Origin of the sequence: Rhabdochromatium marinum (assembly GCF_016583795.1) — a bacterium.
Classification (GTDB): domain Bacteria; phylum Pseudomonadota; class Gammaproteobacteria; order Chromatiales; family Chromatiaceae; genus Rhabdochromatium; species Rhabdochromatium marinum.
Genome location: NZ_NRRS01000002.1, coordinates 110,001 through 136,222, shown reverse-complemented (window position 1 = coordinate 136,222; position 26,222 = coordinate 110,001). Strand labels below are relative to the sequence as shown.

The window sequence follows — 26,222 nt, the reverse complement described above, 5'->3', positions numbered from 1 at the left end:
TGTCGCAGAGACGCGCCGGCGGGGTGTGTCTGGTTTAGTTCGTGACTGGGGCTGGGCTGTTGTCCATCTCAGCGGCGGCAATCAGCGCCTGCCCCAGCGCTAGGCCACCGTCGTTGCTGGGAATCTGATGGTGAGACAGCACCCTGAGTCCGGCGCGTTCGACTTGGACAGTGATGGATTCGAGCAGCAGGCGATTTTGGAAAGAGCCTCCGGAGAGTGCCAGAGTGTCGAGTCCCTGTGCTTGTGCCAGATCCACGCACAGGCCGGTCAGAGCTTGGGCAAGGCCGTGATGGAAGCGGGCGGCGATGCAGCCGCGTTCAACGCCCTGGCTCAGATCAGTGAGCAAAGCCTGCCACATGGGGCTGGGGTCGAGGGTAATGCCCGCCGTCAAGGACTGGCGGGCAAAGGGGTATCCGAAGGTGGTGCTGGAGTCAGAATCAACTTCCGCACCAGAGTCTCTGCGCCAGCGGCTGGCCAGAGCCTCCAGCTCCATGGCGGCCTGGCCTTCATAGGCGACGCGCTCGGGGTGGATGCTCAGCGCAGCGGCGACGGCATCGAACAGCCGGCCGGTGGAGGAACTCAGGGGCGCGTTCAGTCCCGCATCCAGCATACGCAACAGGGTGGCACTGGCGGGGGTGTCGAGGGCCGGCAGGCGTTTGAGGATGGGCCATTGTTCGCAGGCATGCGACCAGCCTAAGCGACTATGGAGTTGGGCGAGCAGATTGCGCCAGGGCTCATGGGCGGCTTGGTCGCCACCGGGCAGCGGGGTAGGTTGCAACCAGGCCAGGCGAGTAAAGCCGCTGTAGTCGGCGCGCAGCACCTCGCCGCCCCAGAGACCACCGTCTTGGCCGTAGCCGAGGCCATCAAGGGCAACCCCGAGGACCGGGCCGGCGGTTTTCGGCCAGCCGTTGTCGCCGAGTACGGCGGCGATGTGGGCGAAATGGTGCTGAACTTCGATTAGGGGCACCCCGGCGGTGGCGGCCAGCTGGTGAGCGATGGCGCGGTTGTGATACTCCGGATGCCGGTCGATGGCAATGGCCTGCGGCTGGTGTTGGAAGATGCGGCGGTAGAGTGCCAGGGTGCGCTCGAATTCGCGCAGGGTTCGGGGGTCGCTGAGGTCGCCGAGATGTTGCGACAGCATTAGCCGGGGGGCATCAAGCAGGCAGAAGGTATTTTTCAGCTCGCCCCCGAAGGCCAAGACAGGAGGCGCGTCTTCGAATCCGGGCGGAACCGGCAGGGGGGCTGGCGCATAGCCGCGTGCGCGCCGCAGTAGGCGTGGCTGACCGGCATCCACCCGCACGATGGAGTCATCCAAGCGGTTGAGAATATCACGGTCATGCAGCAGCCAGGCGTCGGCTAGGGGCGCGAGGCGAGTGCGCGCGTCCTGGTTGTCGATGACCTGCGGCTCATCGCTGCGATTGCCGCTGGTCATCAGCAGCGGGCGCTCCCAGTCGGCCAGCAGCAGATGGTGCAGTGGGCTGTAGGGGCGCATGAAGCCCAGGCGGGACTGGCCCGGTGCGATGCCGGTTGCGATCCGGCTGGCGGGCAGACGTTCGGGCTGCACCTCAAGTAGCACAATGGGGGCGGCCGGGCTGTCGAGTAGCGCTTGTTCCTGGGCGCTCAGGCGGCAGAAGCGGCGGATAACCTGATGGTCACGCGCCATGAGCGCAAAGGGTTTGGCGTCGCGGGCTTTGCGCTGGCGCAGGCGGGCGACGGTTGTGGCATTGGTGGCATCAGCGGCCAGATGGAAGCCGCCGATGCCCTTAATGGCGAGAATCTGTCCGGCGGCTAGCTGCTGACTGGCGGCGGCAATGGCATCGGCGGCACCGAGCTGGACTGGATCCAAGCGTTGGCCCGTGGCATCTTCGAGCCAGACGTGGGGGCCGCACACTGGGCAGGCATTGGGTTGGGCATGAAAACGACGATCCGCCGGATCGCGATATTCGGTCAGGCAGTGCGGGCACAGCGGAAAAACGGCCATGCTGGTGTTGGCGCGGTCGTAGGGAATGGCGCGCACAATGCTGAGGCGGGGGCCGCAGTGAGTGCAATTGATAAAAGGATAGCGGTAGCGGCGGTTGCCGGGATCCTTCAGCTCAGCCAGGCAGGCGGGGCAGGTGGCGGCATCTGGCACCAGGGATGTGTGCACCTCGGTGGCAGCGCTGGCAATGATTTCAAAGTGGGGCGCGGGGGCCGATTGATCGGTGTTCTGCGGATGGCGCTCGATGCAGTCGATGCGCGCCAGCGGTGGTGGCTGGGTGCGCAGACGCTGACAGAAGTCATCAATGGTTGCTGTGTCCGGTGCCCAGAGTCTGATCAGCACGCCGTCGCCGTCGTTGCGGACATCGCCCCGGCAGCTTAGGCTATGGGCCAGGTGCCAAACGTGCGGGCGAAAGCCTACACCCTGCACCAGTCCGCGTACGCGGATGTGTTCGGCCTGCGGGTTGCGTGGCAGGTGGTTTGGTGAGGAAGCCGGGGGGAGGCGAGGCTTGTTTGAGTTGGGCACTCGGTTGCTCGCGCGGGGTGATCCGGAGATAGAAGTGATTTGGTCCGGGCGGCAGGATTCGAACCTGCGACCCCCACAACCCCATTGTGGTGCGCTACCAGACTGCGCTACGCCCGGAAACGATTAAGCATAATGACCTGCGCGCAGCTTGTCAATGATAAGGTCGCGCGTGCGGTTTCGGGTGAGAAAAGCAGCCGATTGCATTAGACTCTTAACTTCAACGCTTGTGCAAACGGATCGAAAGGCTGAATGGACGGACGTCACGATGGCTGCAACTGAATCGAACCGAGAATCAAACCCCCGTACCAGGCCGGAATCCGCGCCGGACCTCAAGTCGGTCGCTCAGCCGGGTTTCCGCTCAAACTCCCGGTGGGGTTCCATCAAGCTGTTTTTTGGCTATCTGGTGCCGGCAGGGCTGGTGCTGGGAGTGGCCATGTTCCTGTTCTACCGTGCCGAGCAGGCCGATGCAACCACCGGTGTGATGATGGGGGTCTTTGGACTGGTGCTCTTTGCGCTCATTGCGGTGGGAGCCTGGTTTTTGGCCGATGCGCAGCTGAAGTGGCGCCGCGAGCGGGCGCGCGCCCAGGAACTGGCCGATTTTGACCGGGTGACCGATCTGCCCAACCGGGCGTTGTTTTTTGATCGCCTGGAGCGTATTCACCTGCATTCCGAGCGTTATAAAAGACGCTATGGGTTGATTGTGCTTGACCTTGACGGCTTTGGCGACGTCAACGAGCGGTTTGGCTACAGCGATGGGGATCAGTATCTGATTCGCGTCGGGCGTATGCTGAGCAATCGGCTGCGCAATTCCGATACGGTGGCGCGGGTTGGCGGCGATGAGTTTGCGGTGCTGCTCACCGAGGTCAGTGATGCCAAGGCGGCTATGTCGCTCGGTCAGAAGGTGGTGGCGGCGGTGGCGGCGCCGATGCGCCTGTCAGGTGGGGAGGTCGAAATTACCGCCAGTGTTGGTGTGGCGGTGTTTCCCGAGCATGGTGGCAGTGTTGATGAAATGCTGCAAGCGGCTGATGAAGCGATGGATCGTGCCAAGCGTGAAGGGCCGGGGCGGTGCCTGATGGCCGAGTCGCCCAGTACCTATCCGCAGGCCGATGACCTGACCGCCAGCCTGATGTTTGAGGATAGTCTGTCTTAGGCGGAGACGCTGACAACAGGCCTTCAGCATGGATTTTGGGCCTTATAAGAGGACTGGCATGACGCCGGATTCGGAAGATCTGTTTCGGCTGGTGTTTGATAACAGCCTGATTGGCATTTTTGTGGTTGATGATGAGCAGCGCATTATCAAGATCAACGACTGTGCCAGCCAGTTGTTTGGCTATGAGGCGGGGGCGCTGACCGGGGAGTTGGTTGAGCTTCTGCATACCTCCCCGGCCGCTTGCGAGCGTTTCGGCGCCGAAGTGTTTCGGCACATCAAGAGCCGTGGTGTGGCCGATGTGCATTATGAGATGAAGCGTGCCAATGGCGAGGTCTTCCTGGCGGCGCTATCGGGCCGGCCGCTCAATGGGGCCAATTGCGAGGATGGCATCCTCTGGGTGGTGGCTGATATTTCTATCACGGCCCGGGCTGAGGAGCGTGCGCGCGCCAAGGAGGCACATCTGGCGGCGGTGATTGAGACGGTGCAGACGGGCATTGTGGTGATCGATCATGATCGACACATGGTGCTTGATGCCAATCACCTGGCGGCGCAGATTTTGGGCTCTTCGCGCGAGGCCTTGATTGGGTCACCCTGTGGTGGGCGTCTGTGTTTGAATCCGGCCGGGTGCCCGTTTGAGCAAGGGGCGCTGGAGACTTGGGAGACCGTCACCAATCAGGAGGCGCGCTTTGTCCGTGCCGATGGCTCACAAGTTAGCGTGCTTAAAAGTACCGTTCCGCTGCGCCTGAATGAACAAAATCTGCTGATTGAAAGTTTTGTTGATATTACCCTGATCAAGCAGACCGAGCAGGCGCTGCGAAGCGCGAAGGAGAAGGCGGAATCCGCAGCCATCGCTAAAAGCGAGTTTCTGGCCAAGATGAGCCACGAAATCCGCACACCAATGAATTCCATTCTGGGCATGACCAAGCTGACTTTGGATTCGCAACTGGATGCCGATCAGCGGGAGAATCTTGAAATTGTCGATGCCTCGGCGGAGTCGCTGTTGGAACTGATCGACGATATTCTCGATTTTTCCAAACTTGAGGCTCGACGGGTGTCGCTTAATCCGATGGATTTTGATCTCAGCGTGCTGTTTGAGGAAGTGCTGGATGGCTTTGGCTTGCGCGCGGCGGAAAAATCTCTGGAACTCATTGAGTTTATTGATCCTCAGGTGCCGCTGGGTTTGCGTGGCGATGTGCAGCGCTTGCGCCAGGTGTTGATCAACCTGCTGGGGAATGCGATTAAGTTTACCGCCACCGGTGAAGTGGTGTTGAGTGTCGAGTTGGCATCCAGTGCCAGTGATGGAATGGCGCCGGCGCCACAACCGGAGGTCGATGACTCGAACGTCATCTGGCTGAAATTTGCGGTGCGCGATACCGGGATCGGGGTGGCGCTTGAGCAGCAGACGGAGATCTTTGTCGCCTTTCAGCAAGCGGATAATGGTACTACCCGGGAATTCGGCGGCTCGGGGCTGGGGCTGAGTATTAGCCGGCAGCTGGTTGAATTGATGGGGGGGCGGATCGGGGTGAACAGTGCCCCGGGGTTGGGCAGTGAATTTTGGGTTTTGCTGCCGATGTTGGCGGCCAGCAGTCCGGTGTTTAAGGCCAGTCTGATCAATCCGTCACTTCAGGGGCTGTCCTGTCTGGTGGTGGATGACAACAGTGCCAATCGGCGCTTGCTGGAGAAGACACTGAGCGGCTGGGGCTGCGAGCCGCAGTCAGTGGCCAGCGGCGCGGAGGCCATTGATGCGCTGACCAGCGCGTCGCAGGCCCAGGATCCCTTCCGTTTGGTGTTGCTCGATTTACTGATGCCGGGGATGGATGGTGAACAGACCGCGCGTGCCATCTGCAACACCCCGGCCTGCGGTGAGCCGGAAATTCTGCTGCTGACCTCGGCCAGCATGCGCGGTGATATGGCCAGTCTGCGCGCCCTGGGGGTGCATGGCCTGCTGATTAAGCCGGTCAGGAGCCGCCAGCTATTGCGTGCCATTGCGCAGGTGCTGGCGGCGCCTGCTGCATACGGTGAAAGCCGCATGGCCGCTGGCGCTGAGGTTGGAGCTGCGACTGGGGTCTGGGCGTCCAGTCGGCGGGCGGACTTCACTGGCAAGCGGGCGCTGCTGGTGGAGGACCGACCCTTTAATCAGAAAGTGGCACACTCTTATTTGGTGCGCTATGGCATTGACGTCACGACGGCAACCAATGGCTTGCAAGCCCTCGAGCTGGCGCGCACCCAGCGCTATGATCTGATTTTCATGGATGTGCAGATGCCAGTGATGGACGGAGTGCAGACCAGTATTGCGATTCGCGATGAACCGGGTCATCTCAATCGCACGACGCCCATTATCGCAATGACAGCGCATGTGCTGAAAGGCGATCGGGACAGGTGCCTGAACGCCGGCATGGACGATTATCTGACCAAGCCCCTGCGCCTGGAGTTGCTTGAACGCGTGCTGCACCATTGGCTGGATGAGACTGGGCAGCGACTGCGCCCCAGGCCGGGGACTCGCCCAGCTGCATTGGCGGCCTCGCTTTCCCGGTCAATTCACCCCCGGCCAACGCCTCCCAGCCCCATTGAAACTAGCTGATCTGCGCCTGGTTGCGTCCCTGGGTCTTAGCGAGATAGAGCGCAGCATCGGCAATGTCGATCATGGCGGCCAGTGAATGAGTCCGATTGCGAGTGGCTCCTAGGCTGGCGGTGATGCGCAGCTGATCGGCACCATTGGCGACTTCGAGGGCGGCAATGGCGCACCGGATGCGTTCGAGTTCGTCAGCCAGCCGTCTGCAGGCGCGCTCACCGTGGATCAGCAGACAAAACTCCTCGCCACCATAGCGCGCCAGCAGATCGTCCGGGTGCATGGATTGTTGCAGGGCGCCCGCGACACGTTGCAGGACACGGTCACCGACAAAATGTCCATGGTTGTCGTTGACCTGTTTGAAGTGATCGATATCGATCATTACCGTAGCAAAACCGAGATCCTGCTGTTTGGCTTGCTCATACGCCTTGGTGCCAACATCAAACAAATAGCGCCTGTTGTAGAGTTGGGTGAGGAAGTCGCGCACGGCAGAATCGCGCATGAAGTGAATAAACTCCAGGGTTTCGATATTTTGCGTGATACGGCAATAAAATTCCTCGATTAGAAAAGGCTTGGGAATAAAGTCATTGGCGCCGGCTTTGAGTAATTTCACCGAGGTGATGGGAGTGCTTTGATCGGACAGGCCGATGATGCCCAGTTGATTGCGGTCGAAGTGGCGCCGGGCTTGCTGGATCAGGGTTTGACCGTCCATCTTGGGCATGTGAAAGTCGGTCAGCATCAGGCGGATGTCGTGATGCTCGTGCAGTAACTGCAGGGCTTCCTCGCCATTGCGTGCTTCGATGGTCTGGTAGCGGTGAGTGCTCAGCAGTTGGCGCAGGTAGACGCGAAAGCTGCTTGAATCATCGACAATCAGCACCTTGATTTGGTGATTGCGATGAATGCGTTTGATCAGGTTGGCGACATAGCTGATTTCGCTCACGTTGGTCTTGAGGACGTAGTCGATGACATTGGGTTTGGCCAGAATCCGCTCGCGCAGGCCTTCGTCGAGGTGGCCGGTAAGGATGATGATGGGAATCTCGGCTTGTGCAACCAGATCGACAATTTCGCCATCAGGCGCATCAGGCAGATTGAGATCAAGGATGCCGACAAAGAATTCCCCCGGTCCAGCGTCGATCAGTTGGCGGGCCTCGGCAAGCGAGCCGGCGCTCGCGACTGTGACATCAGCGGCGTTGTGAATGGCATCGGCGAGATACTGCCGCAGCGAGCGGCTGTCTTCGATCAATAAAGCTTTGGCATTGGGGGGTTGAATCATGGTGCGCTTGGTGTGGCAGGGGGGCGGAGGGCAGAGGGATACCGCATGACTGTGAAGCAATAATTTCATCCTTCTTGGGGTGGTGAACCCCATGAGCGTTAGTATAGCGGTATCGGCCCAAACGTCTGGTTCCGGGCCGCTGCCGCGATCGCCAGAGTCGGTGTGCTGCGCGGGAGTTGCCCGCGCCTGGGCGATTTGGACTAAAATCCTCGGCTATCCTGTCACCAACCGGTCAAACACTATGCTTGATGCCGTCTCTGCTGAAGCCACCATGTCCCAGTATCCGCTGCTGGCTCGGATTCAAGACCCGGTGGATCTGCGTGCGCTGAGCAGCGAACAACTCAAGCAGCTGGCCACCGAGCTGCGCGCCTTTCTGATCGACAGCGTCTCGCGCACTGGTGGACATTTGGCCGCCGGGCTGGGGGTGGTGGAGCTGACCATTGCGTTGCACCATGTTTTCGATACCCCGCATGATCGCTTGGTGTGGGATGTTGGGCATCAGGCCTATCCGCACAAAATCCTCACCGGGCGTCGTGATCGCATGCATCGCATGCGTATGAAAGACGGACTTTCAGGCTTTCCCAAGCGCAGCGAGAGCCGCTATGACACCTTTGGCGTCGGGCATTCCAGCACCTCCATCAGCGCCGCGCTGGGCATGTCCATCGCTGCGCGGCTCAAAGGCGAACAGCGCCATGTGATTGCGGTGATTGGCGACGGTTCGCTGGGTGCCGGCATGGCCTTTGAGGCACTGAATCACGGCGGCCCGCTGGATCCGGATCTGCTGGTCATTCTGAACGACAATGAAATGTCGATTTCCCCGCCGGTTGGGGGTATTAGCACCCATCTGGCGCGTCTGTTGTCGAGCCAGGTCTATACCAGCATGCGCGAGGGCAGCAAGACAGCACTGCGCCGGATGCCGCATTTGCGCGAACTGGTCGGGCGCTGGGAAGAGCACATGAAGGGCATGGTGATGCCCAGTACCATGTTTGAGGAACTGGGCTTTAATTACATCGGCCCGATCGATGGTCATGACATGGATGATCTGCTCTCGACCCTGCACAACATGAAAGCCATGCCGGGGCCGCGCTTTCTGCATGTCGCCACCCAAAAGGGGCGCGGTTATGAACCGGCCGAGGGGCAGCCGGTGCAGTTTCATGGCGTTACGCCCTTTGATGCCAAAACCGGTCGCATGCACAAGAAATCCGGCGGTAAGACCTATACCCAGATCTTTGGCGACTGGCTGTGCGAAGCGGCGGCGGTGGAGCCGCGCCTGCTGGCTATCACGCCGGCCATGCGCGAAGGCTCGGGCATGGTGGCTTTCTCCGAGCGCTTTCCGGAGCGCTATTTCGATGTGGGCATTGCCGAACAGCATGCGGTTACTCTGGCGGCTGGCATGGCCTGCGAGGGCATGAAGCCGGTGGTGGCGATTTATTCCACCTTCCTGCAGCGTGCCTACGATCAGCTGGTGCATGATGTCTGCTTGCAGGGCTTGGATGTGACCTTTGCAGTCGATCGTGCCGGACTGGTCGGTGCTGATGGGGCGACCCATGCCGGCAGTTTTGATCTGAGCTTTGGTCGTCCGCTGCCGAACTTTGTCATCATGGCGCCGGCGGATGAGAACGAATGCCGGCGCATGTTACAGACGGCGCTGGAGCATCCGGGGCCGGCGATGGTGCGCTATCCGCGTGGTGCGGGGCCGGGCGTGGAGATTGATCTCCAGGCTGGCGTGCTGCCGATTGGCGAGGCCGAACTGCTGCGCCAGGGGCGGCATGTGGCCTTGCTCGGCTTTGGCAGCCGGGTGGCGCCAGCGTTGGAGGTGGGGGAGGAACTCAATGTCACGGTGGCGAACATGCGCTTCGTCAAGCCGCTGGATGAGCGTCTGATTCTGGAACTGGCTGATCAACATGAGTTATTGATCACCATTGAGGAAAATGTCATCTCGGGTGGAGCCGGTTCGGCGGTGTCGGAGTTGCTGGCGGCCCATGGCCTGACCGTGCGCTGCGTGCATCTGGGTCTGCCGGATGTCTGTCAGGAGCAGGCCAGTCATAATGAGCAACTGCATGTGTGCGGCTTGGATGCACCAGGCATTCGCGCGGCGGTGCTGAGTGAGCTGGCGGATTTGGGGCTGGATCCACAGTTGAATTCGGCGCTGGCGCGGGAAAGTGCCTGAGGCGGTGCGGGGATTGCCGATGCACAGACTTGAACTTGCACCCATTGCGGCCTTTGCGGATAACTACATTTGGCTATTGCGCACGGCGTCTAGTTCCAGGGTGGCGGTGGTGGATCCGGGAGATGCGCGCCCGGTGCAGTCTGTCCTTCAGCAACAGGGGTTGGAACTGGCCTGTATTGTGATCACCCATCATCACCGCGACCATATCGGCGGCTTGGCCGCGCTGCAAGCCGCCTGGCCGGGTGTTGAAATCATCGCACCCGCTGATCCGCGCATTCCCGGTGCCACGCAAGTGGTGGGGGATGGTGAGCGCTTCAAGCTGCCCGGCCTGGAGATTGACTTCCAGGGGTTGGCGGTGCCCGGTCATACCTCCAGCCACATGGCTTATCTGACGCTTGATCAGGATCCACCGGTGCTCTTGTGTGGCGATACCCTGTTCAGCGTCGGCTGTGGGCGGGTGTTTGACGGCACCCCCGAGCAACTGGCCGCTTCCCTGCGCCGCCTGGCAGATTTGGCCCCCGAAACCCTGTGCTACTGCGCGCATGAATACACCCTGGAGAATATCGGCTTTGCGCGCTGGGTGGAGCCGGAGAACTCGGCGCTGGCGGAGCGTGCCGCTGAGGTTGAACGGCTGCGCGCCGCCGATGAGCCCACGGTTCCCTCACGCCTGGCAGTGGAGTTGGCAACCAATCCCTTCCTGCGCGTCGCTCAGCCGACCGTGATCGCAGCTGCCGAACGCGCGGCCGGGCGCACGCTGACGGATGCGACGGAGGTCTTTACCGCGCTGCGCCGCTGGAAGGATGAGGATTACGACTGACGCGCGTGCCTGGCTTGTGAGCCTGTTGAGGCGGCGCGGATGCTGGCTGTTGGCACCGGCAGCTGGTGGCCTGACAGTGCTGGCCTTTGCCCCCTTCGACTGGTATCCGCTGGGCATTGTGGCGCTGGTGTTCTGGTATCACTGTCTGCGTGGGCGCAGCGGGCGTGGTGCTTTTCTATATGGCTGGCTCTATGGGGTCGGGTTGTTGGGCTTTGGGGTGGCCTGGATTCGCATCAGCCTGAATGAATTTGCCCATCTGCCGGCTATAGCGGCGCATGGCATGATGCTGGTGTTCGTGACGGCCATGGCGCTCTACTACGGGCTGGCGGGCTGGCTGATTGCGCGGCTGGGGTCTGTTCTGGAGCGAGCCGGGCACGCTTGGGCCAGTGCTCTGCTGGTGTTGCCGGGCGTTTGGGTGTTGAGCGAATGGTTGCGTGCCTGGGTGCTGACCGGCTTTCCCTGGCTGTTGCTGGGGAATACCCAGATCGACTCACCGCTGGCCGGTTGGGCGCCGCTGCTGGGGGTGCATGGACTGAGCTTGCTGACGGTGCTGACATCCGGGCTGCTGTGGCTGGGCTGGAAGCAGCGCAGCGGCCGCGTGGCCGTGCTGTTGGCTTTGGTACTTGTTTGGGGCGGTGGTGGCCTGTTGCGGGGGCTGGACTGGACGCAGCCGATAGGGGCGCCCTTTACGGCCGCACTGGTGCAGGCCAATATTGCTCCCTCGCTTAAATGGCAGCCGGATGCATTGGAACCGAATCTCGCAGCCCATCTGGAACTGACGCATGCGCATCTTGGTGTGGGGCTGATTTTGTGGCCGGAAACCGCGATCCCGAACTTTTTGCACGAGGTGCGCCGGTCGCTGATTGAGCCACTGGCGGAGCGTGCCCGGGCGGAGGGGTCAGAGATCGTGGTTGGTGTGCCTATTATGGAAAGCGACGGGCGCTACTACAATGGCCTGCTAAGCGTTGGCACGACCGAGGACCGCTACTACAAGCGCCATCTGGTGCCCTTTGGGGAGTATCTGCCGTTGCGGACCTGGATCGAGCCGCTGTTGGACTGGTTTCAGGTGCCCATGTCCTCCTTTAGCGCTGGCCATACGGGCAAGCCTTTGTTGCAGGTCGGCGCCCATCGGGTGGGGGCCTCCATCTGCTACGAGGATGTGTTTCCGGATCAGGTGCGCCAAGCACTGCCGGAGGCGGATTATTTGATCAATGTTTCCAACGATGCCTGGTTCGGCGATTCGCTCGCTCCGGCGCAGCATCTGGAGTTTGCGCGGCTGCGGGCACTGGAGAATGGCCGCTATCTGGTGCGGGCCACCAACACCGGCATCTCCGCCATTATCGATCAGAAGGGCCAGGTGCGCGCTGAGCTGCCCGCCTTTGAGCGCGGCGCCCTGGTCGGCACGGTGCAGCCGTTCAGCGGTCAGACGCCCTTTGCGCGCTTTGGTAGCTGGCTGGCGCTTGGGTTAGCGCTGGCGATGCTGCTGGGGGCGGTGCTACTGGCGCTGGTGCGGCGGCTGGCCCGGTCATGATGATTTTGGCCTCATCCTGGCGACTCGGTATCATGCCGAGGCTTCATCTTCAGCTTGCTGGCGGATAACGGCTGTGCTCGCAATTTTGCATTTTTTTCTTGATCTCTGTCTGCTCAAACGTGCGCCTCAGGATTTGCCAGCGTCCAGGGAAATCTTTGTGCTGGTGTTCGCGGCCAGTATGCTGGGCTCCATGCTGCTGGCGATGAGCGCCGGGGAACAGGCGTTAATCGGTCTGCTCCAGGGGCTGTTGGACAGTGGCTTAATGCTGCTGGTACTGGCGGCGGTGTTGCAGCATCTCGGCAAGCCGACGCGCTTGTTGCAGACGGCGACGGCGTTAATCGGGACGGATACTCTGATCGGCTTGCTGGCGCTAGTGCCCTTGAGTCAGGCGGTTGGCGCCGAGGAACAAAGCTCGGCGCTGTTGCTGGCCGGAGTGTTGTTTACGGCGCTGGTGCTCTGGGGTGTGCTGATTACGGCGCACATTCTGCGCCATGCGTTTGAGATTCGTCTGATTCAGGGAGTGTTTCTCGCCATTGTTTACGATGTATTGTCGTTGCTGGTGGTGGGCGGAATGACTCAGGGGTTGAGCTGAAACATGCATCTGCACATTCTCGGCATCTGTGGCACCTTCATGGGCGGTCTGGCGCTGCTGGCGCGCGAGCTGGGCCATCGGGTGACCGGCTCGGATGCCAATGTTTATCCGCCAATGAGTACGCAGCTGGAGGCGGCTGGTATAGCGCTCACCCCAGGCTATGGTGCCGAGGCCTTGCAGCCGGCGCCCGATGTGGTGGTGGTCGGCAATGCGATGACGCGCGGTGTGCCGGCGGTGGAGTACCTGCTCGATCAGGGGTTGCCGTACCTTTCCGGGCCGCAGTGGCTGGCTGAGCATCTACTGGTCGGACGTCATGTGCTGGCGGTGGCGGGTACGCATGGCAAGACCACCACAGCCAGTTTGCTGGCCTGGTTGCTGGACGATGCGGGGTTGGAACCCGGGTTTTTGATTGGCGGAGTGCCGGGGAATTTCGGCTGCTCGGCGCGGCTGGGTGCAGGGCGCTATTTCGTGGTGGAGGCCGATGAGTACGACACCGCCTTTTTCGATAAGCGTTCCAAGTTTGTTCATTATCGCCCGCGCACCTTGGTGATCAATAATCTGGAGTTCGATCACGCCGACATCTTTGCTGATCTGGCGGCAATTCAGCGCCAGTTTCATCATCTGGTGCGCACAGTGCCGAGCACTGGGCTGATTATTCATCCCCAGGGGGTTGCCAGTATTGAGCAGACCCTGGCCATGGGCTGCTGGACGCCCTGTCAGACGCTGGCGCTGAGCGACGAATTCTCGCCCACGCCTACGCCCATGGAAAGCCTGACCAGCAAGGCAACTCGGGAAACGGCGTTGCCGATGAAGGCCGCATCCACGTCTTCAGCGGCCGGTGCAGCTGGCACCGCTGATTGGAGCGCAACTCCGCTGGATGCCGCCGGCACTGAGGTGCTGCTCGGCCGTGCGGGGACGCCAGTGGGACGCTGGTCCTGGTCTCAGAGCGGGCGGCACAATGTCGCCAATGCGCTGGCGGCGCTGGCGGCGGCCGCTCATGTGGGCGTTGAGCCGGCGCAAGCGCTGGCATCGCTGAGCCGGTTTCAGGGCGTGCGCCGGCGCATGGAGCTGCGCGGCGAGGTCGGTGGTGTGCGTTTGTATGACGATTTTGCGCATCATCCCACCGCGATTGCCACCACACTTGATGGGCTGCGTCACCTGCTTGATCAGTCGATTGATGCTGCAGATGATCCATTAGCTGATGTTGCAACGGCTTCAGCGACTTCAGCGCAGGGCGCGCGGATTCTCGCGGTGTTGGAGCCACGCTCCAACACCATGCGCGCCGGTGTGCATGCCGAGACCCTGGCCGCTTCATTGCAGGTGGCTGATCTGATTTTTGTGTTTGCTCCGCCTGATCTCGGCTGGGATGCGACGGCGGCGCTGGCATCCTTGGGCGAGCGGGTGCGGGTGTGCGCGGCGATTGAACCGCTGGTGGCTGAGATTCTGACGCAGGTGCAACCGGGCGATCAGCTGCTGGTGATGAGCAATGGCGGTTTTCAGGGCATTCATCAGCGTTTGCTTGATGGTTTGGCGGCACGCGAACCAGTACAGAATCCAGGCATGGGGCCGTCTGGACTGTGACGGAGCCGCAGCCGCTGTCTGAATCACTGTCCACATCACTGTCTGAGTCGCCGGCAGGTGGCAACTGGCCGCGCACCATTGCTGTGGCGCTGACTGGAGCCTCCGGCATTCAGTATGGATTAAGGCTGTTGCAATGTCTGCTTGAGGCTGGCGTGCGGGTGTATCTGCTACTGTCGCAGGCCGGGCAGGTGGTGCTGAAAATGGAGGCTGGGCTGGAGGTGCCGTCGCGGCCGGCGGAGGCCGAGCGGTTTTTCAGCGCGCACTTGGGGGCCGCGCCTGGGCAGCTGCGCGTGTTTGGGCGGCAGCAGTGGACGGCGCCGGTGGCGAGCGGCAGCCATCCGCCGGATGCCATGGTGATCTGCCCCTGTACCACCGGAACCCTGGCGCGGATTGCGGCCGGCTTGAGTCAGGATTTAATTGATCGGGCGGCGGATGTGGCGCTGAAGGAGCGGCGCCCGCTGATTCTGGTGCTGCGCGAGACCCCCTTAACGGTGATTCATCTTGAGAATATGCTGCGCTTGGCGCGCGCTGGCGCGGTGATTATGCCAGCCAATCCGGGCTTTTATTGTCATCCGCAGAGTGTTGCGGAACTGGTTGATTTCATGGTGGCGCGGGTGCTGGATCACTTGCAGGTGCCGCAGGCGCTGATGCCGCGCTGGGGGGATCCGCCGCCCGACAGTGACTGAGGCGCAGCCGCTCGGTGCGGTGTTGGGCAAAGCTCGGATCGCTTTGGAGGGCGCGCGCGAGGGCGTCGAGTTCGGCGACCGGAGTGCCGGGGCGGGTCACGGGGATGGCAAACCAACCGGCGATGGAAGTCTTGGTGACCTCGGTAATGTCGCCGATCCATAGCGGCCCGCAGCCGGTGATGAGGTCATGCGTGGCCCAGAGCCTGAGAACATAGCGCCGTCCATCAGCGTGCTGCCGGGACAGGGTCAGGCGTTCATGGCGGCCCTGGTGAACATGAGGAATCAGCGGCAGGCTGGACAGGGGCGCGGAGTGGGAGAACAAGCGCAGCGCATTGTGCCAGTTGAGCCTGGTGGCCGGTTGCCAGCCGCTGGCGGCCAGGGCGTGGCTGAGGGCCGGCAAGGCGCCGGCGTACTGGATATCCAGGGGCTGGCGCTGCTGTTGCCACAGATCCTGGCGCATGCCGGGCAGCTCAGCTGGTGCGCCGGACAGCCATTGCTCCGGTGTCAGGTGTGTGAGCGCGGTGGCCGGGCGATGGTGGATGCGTTGCGCGGCGTTGTTGTCCAGACTCAGCATCAGGTATCCCGGCAGCCAGGCTAGCAGGGCAATCAAAATTAAAGGCCGGGCGCCGCGCCCGGGCGCGGTATGCCGGGCGTAGGCCAGGCCCAGGGCGGCGAGCCAGAGCAAGGCCAGGGTGACGCTGGCCAGCAGATCGGTCAGCCATTCGGTGCCAAAATACAGCCGGGCGAAACTCAAGGCACTGACCAGGCTGCTGGCCAGGGCGAAGGGCTGCCAGCGCTGCCGTACCGGCAGTGCGCGCGCGATCATCAGCGCGAGAAAACCATAGATCAAGGTGGCGCTCAGCACCTGCGGATTGGGAAACGACCAGGGCCAAGTAGTCAGCTCGACATGGGGTGTGGGCCGTGCGGTGCCGATCAGCGCCCCAAGCAGGGGGCTGGCGATGAGGGCAAAGCTGGCGGCGGCCAGCCAGTAGGCCGCATCGCGCTGGCGTGCCTGCCAGCGCAGAGAGACAAACACCAGGGCCACCAGAGGTAGCAGCAGCGCTGGGTCGCCCAGGGTGTTGAGCATGCCCAGAATATGATCGGCCTCTGGTGAACTCAGACTCTGGCCCAGGTCGAGCACCATGCGGTTGAGGCTCAGGCTGTCCGGGCCGAGCAGTACCAGGCTTAAACTGAGTCCAAGTATCAGGGTGGCGGCCAGTAGCGCCAAGGCCAGCCCGGTCAGGGTGCCAGCGTCCGGATGGCGTGGATCGGCCAGGGCGGCGGCGATGCGTCCCATCAGCGGGTGCAGATCGGCCCAGTGCAGCAGGGCGCTGACCCAGGCGCTGGCCTGGTAACCAGCCCAACGCACCAGGTGGCGGCTGAGCCAGACAGCGGCGAACAGCACAGCGATCAGCGCCAAGCTGATAAACAACAGTCCGGTGGCCGCTTCGGAGGCGAGTTTCAGCGAGGCGCCGAACAGAATGCCGGGCGCCAGATAGGCCGGCCCCCACAGCAGCGCCGATCCCAGATTGGCAAGAAAAAACGCCCGGATGGGCATGTCGAGCATGCCGGCCACCAGTGGCACCATGGCGCGCATGGGGCCGACGAAGCGCCCGAGCAGGATGCTTTTGGCGCCGTGGCGCGAGAAGAAGGCCATGCCGCGCTCCAGCGGCGCCGGATGGCGGCTAAAGGGCCAGAGGCGACGCAGGTGGGATTGATAATGCCGCCCGAGCCAGAAGCTCAGCGTGTCGCCGAGGATGGCGCCGAGGATGGCAAGCAGACAGCTGGGCCAGAAGCTCAGTACCCCGTCGGCAATCAGGGCACCGGCGGCGAGCATCATCAGAACACCGGGCACCACTACGCCGATGACCGCCAGGGATTCGGCCAGCGCGACGGCAAAAATGACGCCATAGGCCGCGCTTGGGTGGGCGCGGATGCTGTCGAGTACGGCGCTGAGCGCGGCTTCCATGGAGCGGCTTGCCGCAGGCTGGGCGGTTGCCGTGCGCCACCGACCCGGGCTCAGCCGTGGTCGGTCGGTGGCGTTAGGCGATCAGGGTGCCAGTTAGGCGGCCACGGCGGCGAAGGCTTCGCGCGCGGCGTTCAGAGTCGCGTCGATGTCGGCGGCGCTGTGGGCGGAGGAGACAAAGCCGGCTTCGAATGCTGAGGGGGCGAGATAGACGCCTTGTTCCAGCATGCGGGTGAAGAAGGTGCGAAAGGCGTCTTGGTTGCAGCTGGTGGCCTGTTGGTAATTGGTAACCGGGCCGTCGCTGGTGAAGAAGAGCCCAAACATGGCGCCGGCCTGATTGGTGCTGAAGCCAACACCGGCGGCACTGGCCAACTCGCTCAAACCAGCGGTCAGGCGCGTGGTGCTGGCCTCGACTTGTTCGAAGAAACCAGGGGCCGAAATCAGCTCCAGGGTTTTCAGGCCGGCGGCCATGGCAATGGGGTTGCCCGACAGGGTGCCGGCTTGATAGACCGGACCCAGGGGGGAGATTTTTTCCATGATGTCACGTCGCCCGCCAAAGGCGCCGACCGGCATACCGCCGCCGATGACCTTACCCAGCGCGGTCAGATCGGGCGTGACGCCATAGCGCCCTTGGGCGCCGCCGAGGCTGACGCGAAAGCCGGTCATGACTTCGTCGAAGATCAAGACCGCGCCATGCTGGTCGCAGAGCTCGCGCAGGCCCTCCAGAAAACCGGGCTGGGGCGGAATGCAGTTCATGTTGCCAGCGACCGGCTCGACGATGATGCAGGCGATGTCGTCGCCCATTTTCGCGAAGGTGTCGCGCACCCCGTCTAGGTCGTTGTAGGTGAGGGTCAGGGTGAGTTCAGCCAGTGCGGCCGGGACGCCGGGTGAGCTGGGCTCGCCCAGGGTGAGCATGCCAGAGCCCGCCTTGACCAGCAGGGAATCGACATGGCCGTGATAGCAACCTTCGAATTTGATCACCTTGTCGCGTCCGGTAAAGCCGCGCGCCAGGCGCAGGGCACTCATGGTGGCTTCGGTGCCGGAGCTGACCATGCGGACCAGGTCGATGCTGGGCACCAGTTCGCACACCTTGTCAGCCATCTGGGTTTCGAGTTCCGTCGGGGCACCGAAGGACAGGCCCTTGGCGACGCGCTCGCTGACGGTCTGGAGAACCTCCGGGTGGGCATGACCGAGGATCATTGGCCCCCAGGAGCCGACGTAGTCGATGTAGTCGCGGCCATCGGCATCCTGGACATGGGCGCCGGAGGCGGACTCGAAGAATACGGGATCTCCGCCAACGCTGCGGAAAGCGCGCACGGGTGAGTTGACACCACCGGGAATATGATGTTGGGCGGCGACGAAGAGGTCGTGGGATCGACTCATTGAATCTGGTCTCCTTTTAGGCACAAGTGATGAAGGACGCATTGGTCTGGATTTTAGCCCGTCTAGCCGTCATTGTCTGGTTTGGTCGGGGCGGGTGCAACCGATGCCTAATTGATGTGCGCTTGGGACTGCCCGGTGTCAGTCGGCATGGCGGGTTGCGAACAGGCGTTGCGGAATCAGTTGGCAGCGTGCGAGTGCGCGGGCTTGGCGCAGGCTGTCGATGACATACTGCTGCGCTTCGATGATGGCTGTCTCCAGAGGCATGCCCAGCGCGAGTCGGGCGGCAACGGCGCTGGCCAGGGTGCAGCCGGAGCCATGGAAACTGCCCGGCAGACGCGGCCACTCCCATTGGCTGGGGGGCGCGTTGGCGGGGTAAAATGTATTGATAACCTGGGCGCTGGCATCATGGGTGCCGGTGATCAGCACGGCTTTCGCGCCCAGCCTGAGCAGTTGCCGGGCAGCCTGGTCGCGCTCCGCCACATCGGCCAGCAACCCGGCCTCGGGCAGATTGGGCGTGATCAGGGTACAGCGGCGCAGCAAATGCAGGCGCAGCTGATTGAGTAGGGCGGCATCGACAATGTGCTCACCGCTGCCGGCAGCCAGCACCGGATCGAAGACCACGGGTAGGCTGGAATGGGCATCGAGCAGGGCGCCGATGGTCTGGATCAGATTAGAGTGACCGATGAGTCCGATCTTAATGGCCGCGACCTTATAGTCAGAAAAAACAGCCTGGCACTGGTCGCGCAGCTGCTCCGGCGGTTGCGGGATGACCTGTGTCAGACGGCAGGAGGTTTGGACTGTGATGCAGGTAATGGCTGTGCAGCAATGCAGGCCAAGCGCGGCGGCGGTTTCGATGTCGGCCTGTAGGCCGGCGCCGCCACCGGGATCATGCCCGCCGATGGCGAGCAGGATCGGGTCGCGAGGCGCTGAGGAGAATGCTTTCATGTTCAGCATTGTCGCTGAATCGGAGCCGGAGCGAAACGCAGAATTTTGGATGTTTGTGCATGGTGACTGAAATCAACGCAGTGCACCAGGATTGATCAGGTGGTGATGATGAAACGATACGTTTGTCTGCTCTGTGGGCTGGTTTACGACGAGGCGAAAGGTTGGCCTGACGATGGCATTGAGCCTGGTACCAAGTGGGAGGATGTGTCCGAGGATTGGGTGTGTCCAGAGTGCAATGCGGGTAAGGAGGATTTCGAGATGGTGGAAATTTGACTGTGCTGATGATGGCTGTTTGAGGATAGAGCGATGTTTTTTGTATACGCGGATACCGATTAAGTGCTGGCTTGTAAGACCGGCTCGAATGTTGAGCGGTCCCTGTGGCTGGAGTTGACGGCAATCTTCATGCTATGGTTTGAAAAACTTTAGAGTCTTTGGTAGTGAATTTGTGATGGGAGTGGCGCGCATTCATGTCTATTTCGTTGACGGAAACTGAAGTAACCCTAACCAGTCCTGCGGTCGAGAAAATGACCGAGCTGTTTGCGCAGGTCGAGGACAATGTTCAGGGTGTGCGGGTCTATGCGGCTCAGGGTGGGTGCAGTGGCATCAGCTTTGGCATGGCCTTTACCGATGAGATCAGCGCTCAGGATGGCGTGCGTGATTTCGAGTCCTTTAAGTTGGTGGTTGATGACGGCACGCTCGATTATTTGCGCGGGGTCGAGATCGATTTTGTCGATCAGGGCGACGGGAATGCCACCTTCGTCTTTAATAACCTGCCGAAAGCGGGCGGTGGTTGCGGTAGTTGTGGGTCTTCCGGTTCAGGCGGTTGTTCCTGACCGATGATGCGCGTAGGTATTGTTGGAGCCACGGGCTATACCGGCTCAGAATTGTTGCGGCTGTTGTTGCGGCATCCTGAGGCGGAACTGGCGGTGGTGACATCACGCGCCGAAGCCGGTCGTGCGGTCAGTGATTACTTCCCGGCGCTTAGGGGTGTTTGCTCGCTGGCCTTTGCTCCGGCGGATTCTCCGTTGCTGAGTGAGTGCGATCTGGTGTTTTTTGCGACACCCAATGGCACGGCGATGAAAGAAGCCCCGGCTTTGCTGGCGGCCGGCGTGCGGGTGATCGATCTAGCGGCCGATTTTCGTCTGCGCGATGCCGATCTGTGGTCGTCTTGGTATGGTATGGCGCATGCTTGCCCAGCGTTGCTGGCAGAAGCTGTGTATGGCTTGCCGGAAGTCAATCGGGCAGCCTTGCCCGAGGCGCGCTTGGTGGCCAATCCGGGCTGTTATCCTACGGCGGTGGCACTGGGGTTTTTGCCCTTGATCGAGTCGGGTATGGTGGAGCCGGGGTTTCTGGTGGCAGATGTCAAATCCGGTGTCAGCGGTGCCGGGCGGCAGGCCAAGACCGGTTTGCTGATGGCTGAGATGGGCGAGAGCTTCAAAGCCTACAGCGTGGCTGGGCATCGGCATCAGCCGGAAATTCGCCAGACACTGACGGGCGTACAGCCGCAGGGTTCCTCTGCGATTGGCTTGACCTTTGTTCCGCATTTATTGCCGATGATCCGCGGGATTGAGGCGACTTTGTATGCGCAGCTTGAACCGGGGAGCGGGGGACTTGAGGCGCTGCAACATCTGTACGAGACGCGCTACCGTGAGGAGGCCTTTGTTGATGTGATGCCGGCGGGATCGACCCCTGAGACCCGCTCGGTGCGCGGAACCAACATCTGTCGGCTGTCGGTCTGCATGCCGGAGGATCGGCCGGTGGTGGTGGTGCAGTCGGTGATCGACAATCTGGTGAAAGGGGCGGCCGGTCAGGCGGTGCAGAACATGAATCTGATGTTTGGCTGGCCTGAGACGACTGGCTTGACGGAGCTGGCCTGGTCGCCTTAAGTGATGGCGCGTCCTTTTTCTCCTGACCTCTGAATTGATCCCCTCCAGAAGCGAGCGGCTGCGATGAGGTGGAATCCAAATGTGGGCTCATCTGGCCGCCGCTCAGGTGTGTCCGACGGGACGTTTCGGCTGTTTACAACCCTCGGCTGGTTGGTGGTGATCGGCAGTGCATTTGTGCTGGGTTACCAGTTAGCCTACCACGATGCGGATAATGCTTTACTCGAAGTGCAGCAGCTTAAGACGGATCGGCATGAACTGCGCGAGTCATTGCTGGCGGCGCAGGAGCGTATCGCCGGTCTTGAACGGGCGCAGTCGATTGATCGCGAGGCTAAGCGGCTGGCCCAGGCGCAGCTTGAAAAATTGCAAAATGATCGACATGAGTACGCCAAGCAGGTCTCGGCGTTGGAGCGCCTGATTCGCGAAGGTGGCGGCGGTGTGGTGCAGGTGCAGGAATTCGAGCTTTGGGAGACCAAGCAGCCCAATGAATTCGGCTACCGCTTCACCGTTGCCCAGCTGATTCCGGAATTTGGTCAGGCCTCCGGTCACGTGCGGTTGCGAGTGGAGGGGAAAACAGCTCAGGGCGAGCCTTTTTCGCGCACGGCGGCTCAGCTGGAGGGGTCGGAGCCGGGGGCGCATCGCATGAAATTCGAGTTTTTTCAGCATTTCAGCGGGAGATTGCATCTGGCGGATGGTATGCAGCCGCAGACGCTGATGGTTGAGATTGAACCGGCGGTGAAAAATTTGATTTCCTCATCACGTATCTATGCCTGGGAGCCGGAAGCTTGGCAATCTGAAGTCGAGGCAGGGCTAGAGTCTGGACCCGAGCTGGAGTGAGGAGCTTGCATCGCATCTTAATCTTAACCGGCCTGCGTTGGGTGCCTGCTGTTTGCGCTCGAGCTTGGTCTTGATTCGCGCCTGGAGCGGTCGCATTATTCAACAGACTACAGTGCCCGGTACTCCGGGCAATACGGAATAGAGGTAGGGCTGCGATGACTATGACAACCGATCTAACCGGGGATACCCCCTTGGTCTTTACCCATTCAGCGGCCGCGAAGGTTGCTGATCTGATCAAGGACGAAGGCAATGATGAGCTGATGCTTAGGGTTTATATTCAAGGCGGGGGCTGCTCGGGCTTTCAGTATGGCTTCACCTTCGATGAACAGGTTCAGGATGGTGACACCGAGGTGATCACCGATGGGGTTAAGCTGCTGATCGATCCGATGAGTATGCAGTATCTCACCGGGGCAGAGATCGACTATAGCGAAGGCTTGCAGGGGGCGCAGTTTGTGATCCGCAACCCAAATGCAACAACCACCTGTGGTTGTGGATCATCGTTTGGTGTGTAGAGTTCGGTGCTATTGCAGCGTTTCGCCATTCGGGGCTGGCAGTCGATCATCCGTTTGATCGAAGCCGCGCGCATCTACCAGTAAGGATTGATTTTTGTTGCGCTGCAGCTCTACGAGCAAGGGTTTGGTTTCGCGGCGAAAACGTGCTTTTTCGCTGTCGTCGAATTCATTGAGGAAGGGCAGTTTGGCCGTCAGTGGATTGACCGGCGTGCCATTGATGCGAATCTCATAATGCAAATGTGGGCCGGTTGCGAGTCCGGTCTGGCCCACATAGCCGACGGTCTGGCCGCGCTTGACCTGGCTGCCTTGGGAGAGTCCCGTGGCAAAGCGCATCAGGTGGGCATAGCGGGTTTCATAGCGCGAGCCATGGCGCAGGATGACGAGGTTGCCATAGCCGCTTTTTAGGCCTCTGAAGTGCACCCGGCCGTCAGCAGCAGCCACCACGCGGCGTCCCGAGGGGGCGGCAAAGTCAACGCCAGTATGCGGCCGTACTCGACCGAGAATCGGGTGTCGGCGGCTGTTACTAAACCTTGAACTGATACGGGTGTACTTCAGTGGCCGACGCAGGAAGCTGTACTTGCTCTTGTTGAGGGGTTGACCATCAGTTGAATAATAGTCCGTGATGCCCTTTGAAGTGGTGTAGCGCACGGCAGCGTATTGCTTGTTGCCATTGGTAATCTCAACGGCGAGCACGGGGCCGGTTTTGATGGGCTGATCGTCTGCGTAGATCTGCTCAAACAGGACTGAAATCTGATCGCCCTTGCGGGTTTGACGGGCGAAGTTGATCTGGTGGCGGAAGAGATTGATGGCGCCCTGGGTGACTTGATCCGGGATCCCGGCGTTTTTCGCGGCGTTGTACAGGGAGTTTTTCACCACAGCGGTTAGACATTGGCGGCGAGGTTCGGTTGCGACCGCTTCAACCTTGGCGCTGATATGGTCGTTTGCGCGGTAGACCAGCAGTCGCTTGGTTGCGTTGAGCTTGAGCTTGAGGCTGCTCAGCTGCAAGGTTTCGTCAAGATTGAGCTGGATGGTCTCGCCGGGGCGGATGCGCGTGAGACGCTGACGTTGTTGATCTGAAAGGCCGCCAAGTATCTGATAGACCATGTCACTCGGAAGGCCCTGTGATTGCAGGATAGTGCCGAGCGTGTCGCCTGCCTGCACCTGGTAGTCGAGACGGAAAGGCCCGCGACTCAGGGTGGGCGGCGGTTTGATTGCAGCGAGCGTCGTCGTCGGGGCATTGAGTTGCAGGACGAAACTTGCTGGGTTCGCTGTCGATAGTTCAGGCAGGTCAGGCAAGCGCAGCGGGTCGATACCGAGCGGATCATAAAGGGCGTTGGTTGTGCTTGGACGTTGTTTGAACTGGCTCAGCCGTTGTGGGTGTGCTCCTTGCAGTGGATGGCTGATATTGAGCGGGATGGCCAGCGCTTGAGAGCCTTGGCGTTCAGCCTGGCGTGACGGGCTGGCATCAGGTGTCCTGGTTTCCTGATTAAGGTTTGGTGATAGCGGCCGCTCAATGATTTTCGGATTCTTTGCTTGCGAGGCAGCCGTTGGGTCTTGGAAACCTGATGTCACCACCTGTATCAGCGCATAACTGATGCCAGCAGCCACTGCCAGGAAACCCAGTCGCAGACTACGGCGCGACCGGCGGTTTGGCGCGCGCCGAGAGCTCGAGCCGCGCATGCAAAACTTATAGTCACGCATCATGAATCTGTCCCAAGGTCCCGATTTTGAAAGGTAACCGCATACTCAGCAAGTTTAGTCTATGTTTGTAGAAGGTCAACGGAAGACTTGGAATTCTGTGTGAATCCACTAGGTTAACGTTGGTGATTTTGTTCATCACGGCCTTGGTGCTTGAGGGCGTGAAGCCGGATGATGGCCAGGTGTTGCGACGGGCTGGCCACCCAATACGCGCAACTTCAGGCTAAGCTAGCGCCTCGGCGCGAAGTCAGAACCGCAAGTGCCGCTGATTGACCTTTGCGCAAACAACAAATTTTATCAGGAGTAAGACATTGATGCAGGCGATTGATGACGCGGTTGCCGAGTTGAAACGTGGAGTTGCAGAAATTTTGACCGAAGCAGAGCTGCGCAAAAAGCTGGCTTCCGGTGCGCGGTTGAGGGTGAAAGCGGGCTTTGATCCGACCGCTCCGGATCTCCATCTGGGTCATACGGTGTTGATTAATAAGCTCCGTCAGTTTCAGCTTCAGGGGCATCAGGTCGTTTTTCTAATCGGCGACTTTACCGGGATGATTGGCGATCCGACCGGGAAAAATGTCATGCGTCAGCCGTTGTCGCGCGAGCAGGTGCTGGCGAATGCTGAAACCTATCGTCAGCAGGTGTTTCAGATTCTGGATCCTGAAGCCACCGAAGTGGTGTTTAATTCCCACTGGATGGGGGCGATGTCTGCTGAGGAGCTGGTGCGATTAGCGGCGCATCATACGGTCGCGCGCATGCTGGAGCGCGAGGATTTTTCCAAGCGTTACCGCAGTGGTCAGCCGATTGCAATTCATGAGTTTTTGTATCCGCTGATCCAGGGGTACGATTCCGTGGCGCTGCGTGCTGACGTGGAGCTGGGCGGAACCGATCAAACCTTTAATCTGTTGGTTGGGCGTCAGCTGCAGGCCGCCCATGGTCAGCCCGAGCAGGTGGTGATGACCATGCCGATTCTCGAAGGACTCGATGGGACGCAGAAGATGTCCAAGTCGCTTGGCAATTACATCGCCATTGCCGACCCGCCAGGAGAGATGTTCGGTAAGCTGATGTCGGTTTCCGATGAACTCATGTGGCGCTATTTTGAGTTGCTGAGTTTTCGTCCGCTTGCGGAGGTCGAGCGCTTGGCGCGTGAAGTTGCCGCTGGCCTGAATCCGCGCGATGTCAAGATGCAACTCGCCCAGGAGCTGGTCGGGCGCTTCCATGGCGCGGCTGATGCGGATCGGGCGCAAGACGACTTCATTCAGCGGTTTCAAAAAGGAGCGATGCCGACGGATATCCCCGAGGTGCGCTTAAGCGCTGAGAACGGGGCGCTTGGCATCGGGCATCTATTAAAGGGAGCCGGTTTGGTGGGGAGTACCTCTGAGGCATTGCGGCTGATCAAGCAGGGGGCTGTGCGCATGGATGGAGAAAAGATCAGCGATCCAAAGCTCAGCTTACAGGTAGGGGAGCGCCCTGTGGTGCAGGTGGGCAAGCGTCGGTTCGCTCGCGTTCAGATCAGCGAGGATTGAGGGTGGAACCGGTTCGAAAAAAAATCTGTCCAAACCGCTTGACGGCAGCGGCAAGATCGGTAGAATAGTCCGTCTTCCCAGCGCGGTTAGCTCTCAAGCAACTTTAGCTTGATATCAGCGGCGCACAGGTTTAAGTAGGGTTGATCGATAATTTTCAGTCGATTTTACCCTAATGGCTATTGTAAAGCTATAGTCAAGCCAATATTGGGATACAGATCTTTAACAATCAGGAAGTCAGCTTGTGTGGATGCTCGGTTTAGGTGGTACGGGAGTGCCATTGACGAGTAGTACCACGAGGTAGAACGCGTCAAGAGAGGAAAACGGCGCTGAGCTGGATTCGAGAGGTATCAAAGCCTTTTGGGTTGGGTGAAGTGCCAAAGAGAAGATTGAACTGAAGAGTTTGATCCTGGCTCAGATTGAACGCTGGCGGCATGCCTAACACATGCAAGTCGAACGCGAAAGGGATTCGTCCTGAGTAGAGTGGCGGACGGGTGAGTAACGCGTGGGAATCTGCCCTACAGTGGGGGACAACCCGGGGAAACCCGGGCTAATACCGCATACGACCTACGGGTGAAAGGGGGCTTTCGGGCTCTCGCTGAAGGATGA

The 26,222-nt window shown here is 60.7% G+C and carries 20 protein-coding genes, 1 tRNA gene and 1 rRNA gene (1 of these 22 only partly in view); 15 read left to right on the top strand and 7 right to left on the bottom strand.

The features are described 5' to 3' along the window. Positions 1–34 precede the first annotated feature (34 nt). Positions 35–2,503, bottom strand: coding sequence for a carbamoyltransferase HypF (gene hypF, locus CKO36_RS01410; RefSeq protein WP_200279472.1), 2,469 nt, complete (start codon positions 2,501–2,503; stop codon positions 35–37). Between the two features lie 40 nt (positions 2,504–2,543). Beyond that, a tRNA-Pro gene (locus CKO36_RS01405) sits at positions 2,544–2,620 on the bottom strand. A gap of 148 nt (positions 2,621–2,768) precedes the next feature. On the opposite strand from CKO36_RS01405, the gene CKO36_RS01400 reads away from it, so the two are divergent. Next, positions 2,769–3,653 carry a GGDEF domain-containing protein gene (locus CKO36_RS01400; protein ID WP_200279469.1) on the top strand — a complete coding sequence of 295 codons (885 nt, stop codon included), beginning with the start codon at positions 2,769–2,771 and terminating at the stop codon, positions 3,651–3,653. A gap of 58 nt (positions 3,654–3,711) precedes the next feature. Then, a complete protein-coding gene (locus tag CKO36_RS01395; RefSeq protein WP_200279466.1) occupies positions 3,712–6,234 on the top strand; it encodes a PAS domain-containing hybrid sensor histidine kinase/response regulator in 2,523 nt (840 codons plus the stop codon). Here CKO36_RS01395 and CKO36_RS01390 read toward each other — a convergent pair. Further along, positions 6,227–7,495 (bottom strand): diguanylate cyclase, encoded by a 1,269-nt coding sequence (locus CKO36_RS01390; RefSeq protein ID WP_200279463.1) that lies wholly within the window; start codon positions 7,493–7,495, stop codon positions 6,227–6,229. The genes CKO36_RS01395 and CKO36_RS01390 overlap by 8 nt on opposite strands. A 241-nt stretch (positions 7,496–7,736) precedes the next feature. Between CKO36_RS01390 and dxs the strand changes: the two genes are divergently transcribed. The 6 genes from dxs to CKO36_RS01360 all read left to right on the top strand — a co-directional run bounded on the left by dxs (position 7,737) and on the right by CKO36_RS01360 (position 14,872). Then, complete coding sequence (gene dxs / locus CKO36_RS01385; RefSeq protein WP_200279460.1) at positions 7,737–9,665, top strand: 1-deoxy-D-xylulose-5-phosphate synthase; 1,929 nt, start codon at positions 7,737–7,739, stop codon at positions 9,663–9,665. Positions 9,666–9,684: 19 nt separating this feature from the next. Beyond that, complete coding sequence (gene gloB, locus CKO36_RS01380) at positions 9,685–10,482, top strand: hydroxyacylglutathione hydrolase (RefSeq protein ID WP_200279457.1); 798 nt, start codon at positions 9,685–9,687, stop codon at positions 10,480–10,482. Between the two features lie 49 nt (positions 10,483–10,531). Next, positions 10,532–12,013, top strand: coding sequence for an apolipoprotein N-acyltransferase (gene lnt, locus CKO36_RS01375; protein WP_338053396.1), 1,482 nt, complete (start codon positions 10,532–10,534; stop codon positions 12,011–12,013). A gap of 73 nt (positions 12,014–12,086) precedes the next feature. Further along, positions 12,087–12,605, top strand: a complete 519-nt coding sequence (locus CKO36_RS01370) for a hypothetical protein (RefSeq protein WP_200279451.1) — start codon at positions 12,087–12,089, stop codon at positions 12,603–12,605. Between the two features lie 3 nt (positions 12,606–12,608). After that, positions 12,609–14,186: a UDP-N-acetylmuramate:L-alanyl-gamma-D-glutamyl-meso-diaminopimelate ligase gene (gene mpl / locus CKO36_RS01365; protein WP_200279449.1), complete on the top strand. Its 1,578-nt coding sequence runs from the start codon at positions 12,609–12,611 to the stop codon at positions 14,184–14,186. Between the two features lie 38 nt (positions 14,187–14,224). Further along, positions 14,225–14,872, top strand: coding sequence for a flavin prenyltransferase UbiX (locus CKO36_RS01360; protein WP_200279554.1), 648 nt, complete (start codon positions 14,225–14,227; stop codon positions 14,870–14,872). Here CKO36_RS01360 and CKO36_RS01355 read toward each other — a convergent pair. From CKO36_RS01355 to thiD, 3 genes are all read right to left on the bottom strand, one after another. Continuing rightward, the gene (locus CKO36_RS01355; RefSeq protein ID WP_200279446.1) at positions 14,787–16,841 is read right to left on the bottom strand and encodes a VTT domain-containing protein; all 2,055 of its coding nucleotides are present in this window, start codon (positions 16,839–16,841) and stop codon (positions 14,787–14,789) included. The genes CKO36_RS01360 and CKO36_RS01355 overlap by 86 nt on opposite strands. A 93-nt stretch (positions 16,842–16,934) precedes the next feature. Then, positions 16,935–18,221, bottom strand: a complete 1,287-nt coding sequence (gene hemL, locus CKO36_RS01350) for a glutamate-1-semialdehyde 2,1-aminomutase (protein ID WP_200279443.1) — start codon at positions 18,219–18,221, stop codon at positions 16,935–16,937. 138 nt (positions 18,222–18,359) lie between these two features. After that, positions 18,360–19,166, bottom strand: coding sequence for a bifunctional hydroxymethylpyrimidine kinase/phosphomethylpyrimidine kinase (gene thiD / locus CKO36_RS01345; protein ID WP_242469313.1), 807 nt, complete (start codon positions 19,164–19,166; stop codon positions 18,360–18,362). 105 nt (positions 19,167–19,271) lie between these two features. On the opposite strand from thiD, the gene CKO36_RS01340 reads away from it, so the two are divergent. The 5 genes from CKO36_RS01340 to erpA all read left to right on the top strand — a co-directional run bounded on the left by CKO36_RS01340 (position 19,272) and on the right by erpA (position 22,398). Beyond that, a complete protein-coding gene (locus CKO36_RS01340) occupies positions 19,272–19,439 on the top strand; it encodes a rubredoxin (protein WP_476705507.1) in 168 nt (55 codons plus the stop codon). Positions 19,440–19,633: 194 nt separating this feature from the next. After that, the gene (locus CKO36_RS01335; protein WP_200279437.1) at positions 19,634–19,999 is read left to right on the top strand and encodes a HesB/IscA family protein; all 366 of its coding nucleotides are present in this window, start codon (positions 19,634–19,636) and stop codon (positions 19,997–19,999) included. A gap of 3 nt (positions 20,000–20,002) precedes the next feature. Beyond that, positions 20,003–21,052: an N-acetyl-gamma-glutamyl-phosphate reductase gene (gene argC / locus CKO36_RS01330; protein ID WP_200279434.1), complete on the top strand. Its 1,050-nt coding sequence runs from the start codon at positions 20,003–20,005 to the stop codon at positions 21,050–21,052. An 81-nt stretch (positions 21,053–21,133) separates the two neighbouring features. After that, positions 21,134–21,886, top strand: coding sequence for a DUF6776 family protein (locus tag CKO36_RS01325; protein ID WP_200279431.1), 753 nt, complete (start codon positions 21,134–21,136; stop codon positions 21,884–21,886). 155 nt (positions 21,887–22,041) lie between these two features. Then, positions 22,042–22,398 (top strand): iron-sulfur cluster insertion protein ErpA, encoded by a 357-nt coding sequence (gene erpA / locus CKO36_RS01320; protein ID WP_420826302.1) that lies wholly within the window; start codon positions 22,042–22,044, stop codon positions 22,396–22,398. A 9-nt stretch (positions 22,399–22,407) separates the two neighbouring features. On the opposite strand, the gene CKO36_RS01315 is transcribed toward erpA, so the two are convergent. Next, positions 22,408–23,970: a peptidoglycan DD-metalloendopeptidase family protein gene (locus CKO36_RS01315; RefSeq protein ID WP_200279428.1), complete on the bottom strand. Its 1,563-nt coding sequence runs from the start codon at positions 23,968–23,970 to the stop codon at positions 22,408–22,410. Positions 23,971–24,410: 440 nt separating this feature from the next. On the opposite strand from CKO36_RS01315, the gene tyrS reads away from it, so the two are divergent. Both tyrS and CKO36_RS01305 read left to right on the top strand, forming a co-directional pair. Further along, positions 24,411–25,616 carry a tyrosine--tRNA ligase gene (gene tyrS, locus CKO36_RS01310; protein ID WP_200279425.1) on the top strand — a complete coding sequence of 402 codons (1,206 nt, stop codon included), beginning with the start codon at positions 24,411–24,413 and terminating at the stop codon, positions 25,614–25,616. A gap of 388 nt (positions 25,617–26,004) precedes the next feature. Next, positions 26,005–26,222, top strand: a 16S ribosomal RNA gene (locus CKO36_RS01305); it runs 1,312 nt beyond the window's last position.

What these genes read in the sequence shown, in the direction of transcription:
- CKO36_RS01340 (WP_476705507.1), top strand. Translation starts at nt 19,272, where the DNA reads ATGATGAAACGATACGTTTGTCTGCTCTGTGGGCTGGTTTACGACGAG.
- tyrS (WP_200279425.1), top strand. Translation starts at nt 24,411, where the DNA reads ATGCAGGCGATTGATGACGCGGTTGCCGAGTTGAAACGTGGAGTTGCA.
- dxs (WP_200279460.1), top strand. Translation starts at nt 7,737, where the DNA reads ATGCTTGATGCCGTCTCTGCTGAAGCCACCATGTCCCAGTATCCGCTG.
- erpA (WP_420826302.1), top strand. Translation starts at nt 22,042, where the DNA reads ATGACTATGACAACCGATCTAACCGGGGATACCCCCTTGGTCTTTACC.
- hemL (WP_200279443.1), bottom strand. Translation starts at nt 18,221, where the DNA reads ATGAGTCGATCCCACGACCTCTTCGTCGCCGCCCAACATCATATTCCC.
- CKO36_RS01355 (WP_200279446.1), bottom strand. Translation starts at nt 16,841, where the DNA reads ATGGAAGCCGCGCTCAGCGCCGTACTCGACAGCATCCGCGCCCACCCA.
- thiD (WP_242469313.1), bottom strand. Translation starts at nt 19,166, where the DNA reads ATGAAAGCATTCTCCTCAGCGCCTCGCGACCCGATCCTGCTCGCCATC.
- argC (WP_200279434.1), top strand. Translation starts at nt 20,003, where the DNA reads ATGATGCGCGTAGGTATTGTTGGAGCCACGGGCTATACCGGCTCAGAA.
- mpl (WP_200279449.1), top strand. Translation starts at nt 12,609, where the DNA reads ATGCATCTGCACATTCTCGGCATCTGTGGCACCTTCATGGGCGGTCTG.
- CKO36_RS01400 (WP_200279469.1), top strand. Translation starts at nt 2,769, where the DNA reads ATGGCTGCAACTGAATCGAACCGAGAATCAAACCCCCGTACCAGGCCG.
- gloB (WP_200279457.1), top strand. Translation starts at nt 9,685, where the DNA reads ATGCACAGACTTGAACTTGCACCCATTGCGGCCTTTGCGGATAACTAC.
- CKO36_RS01335 (WP_200279437.1), top strand. Translation starts at nt 19,634, where the DNA reads ATGTCTATTTCGTTGACGGAAACTGAAGTAACCCTAACCAGTCCTGCG.
- CKO36_RS01395 (WP_200279466.1), top strand. Translation starts at nt 3,712, where the DNA reads ATGACGCCGGATTCGGAAGATCTGTTTCGGCTGGTGTTTGATAACAGC.
- CKO36_RS01390 (WP_200279463.1), bottom strand. Translation starts at nt 7,495, where the DNA reads ATGATTCAACCCCCCAATGCCAAAGCTTTATTGATCGAAGACAGCCGC.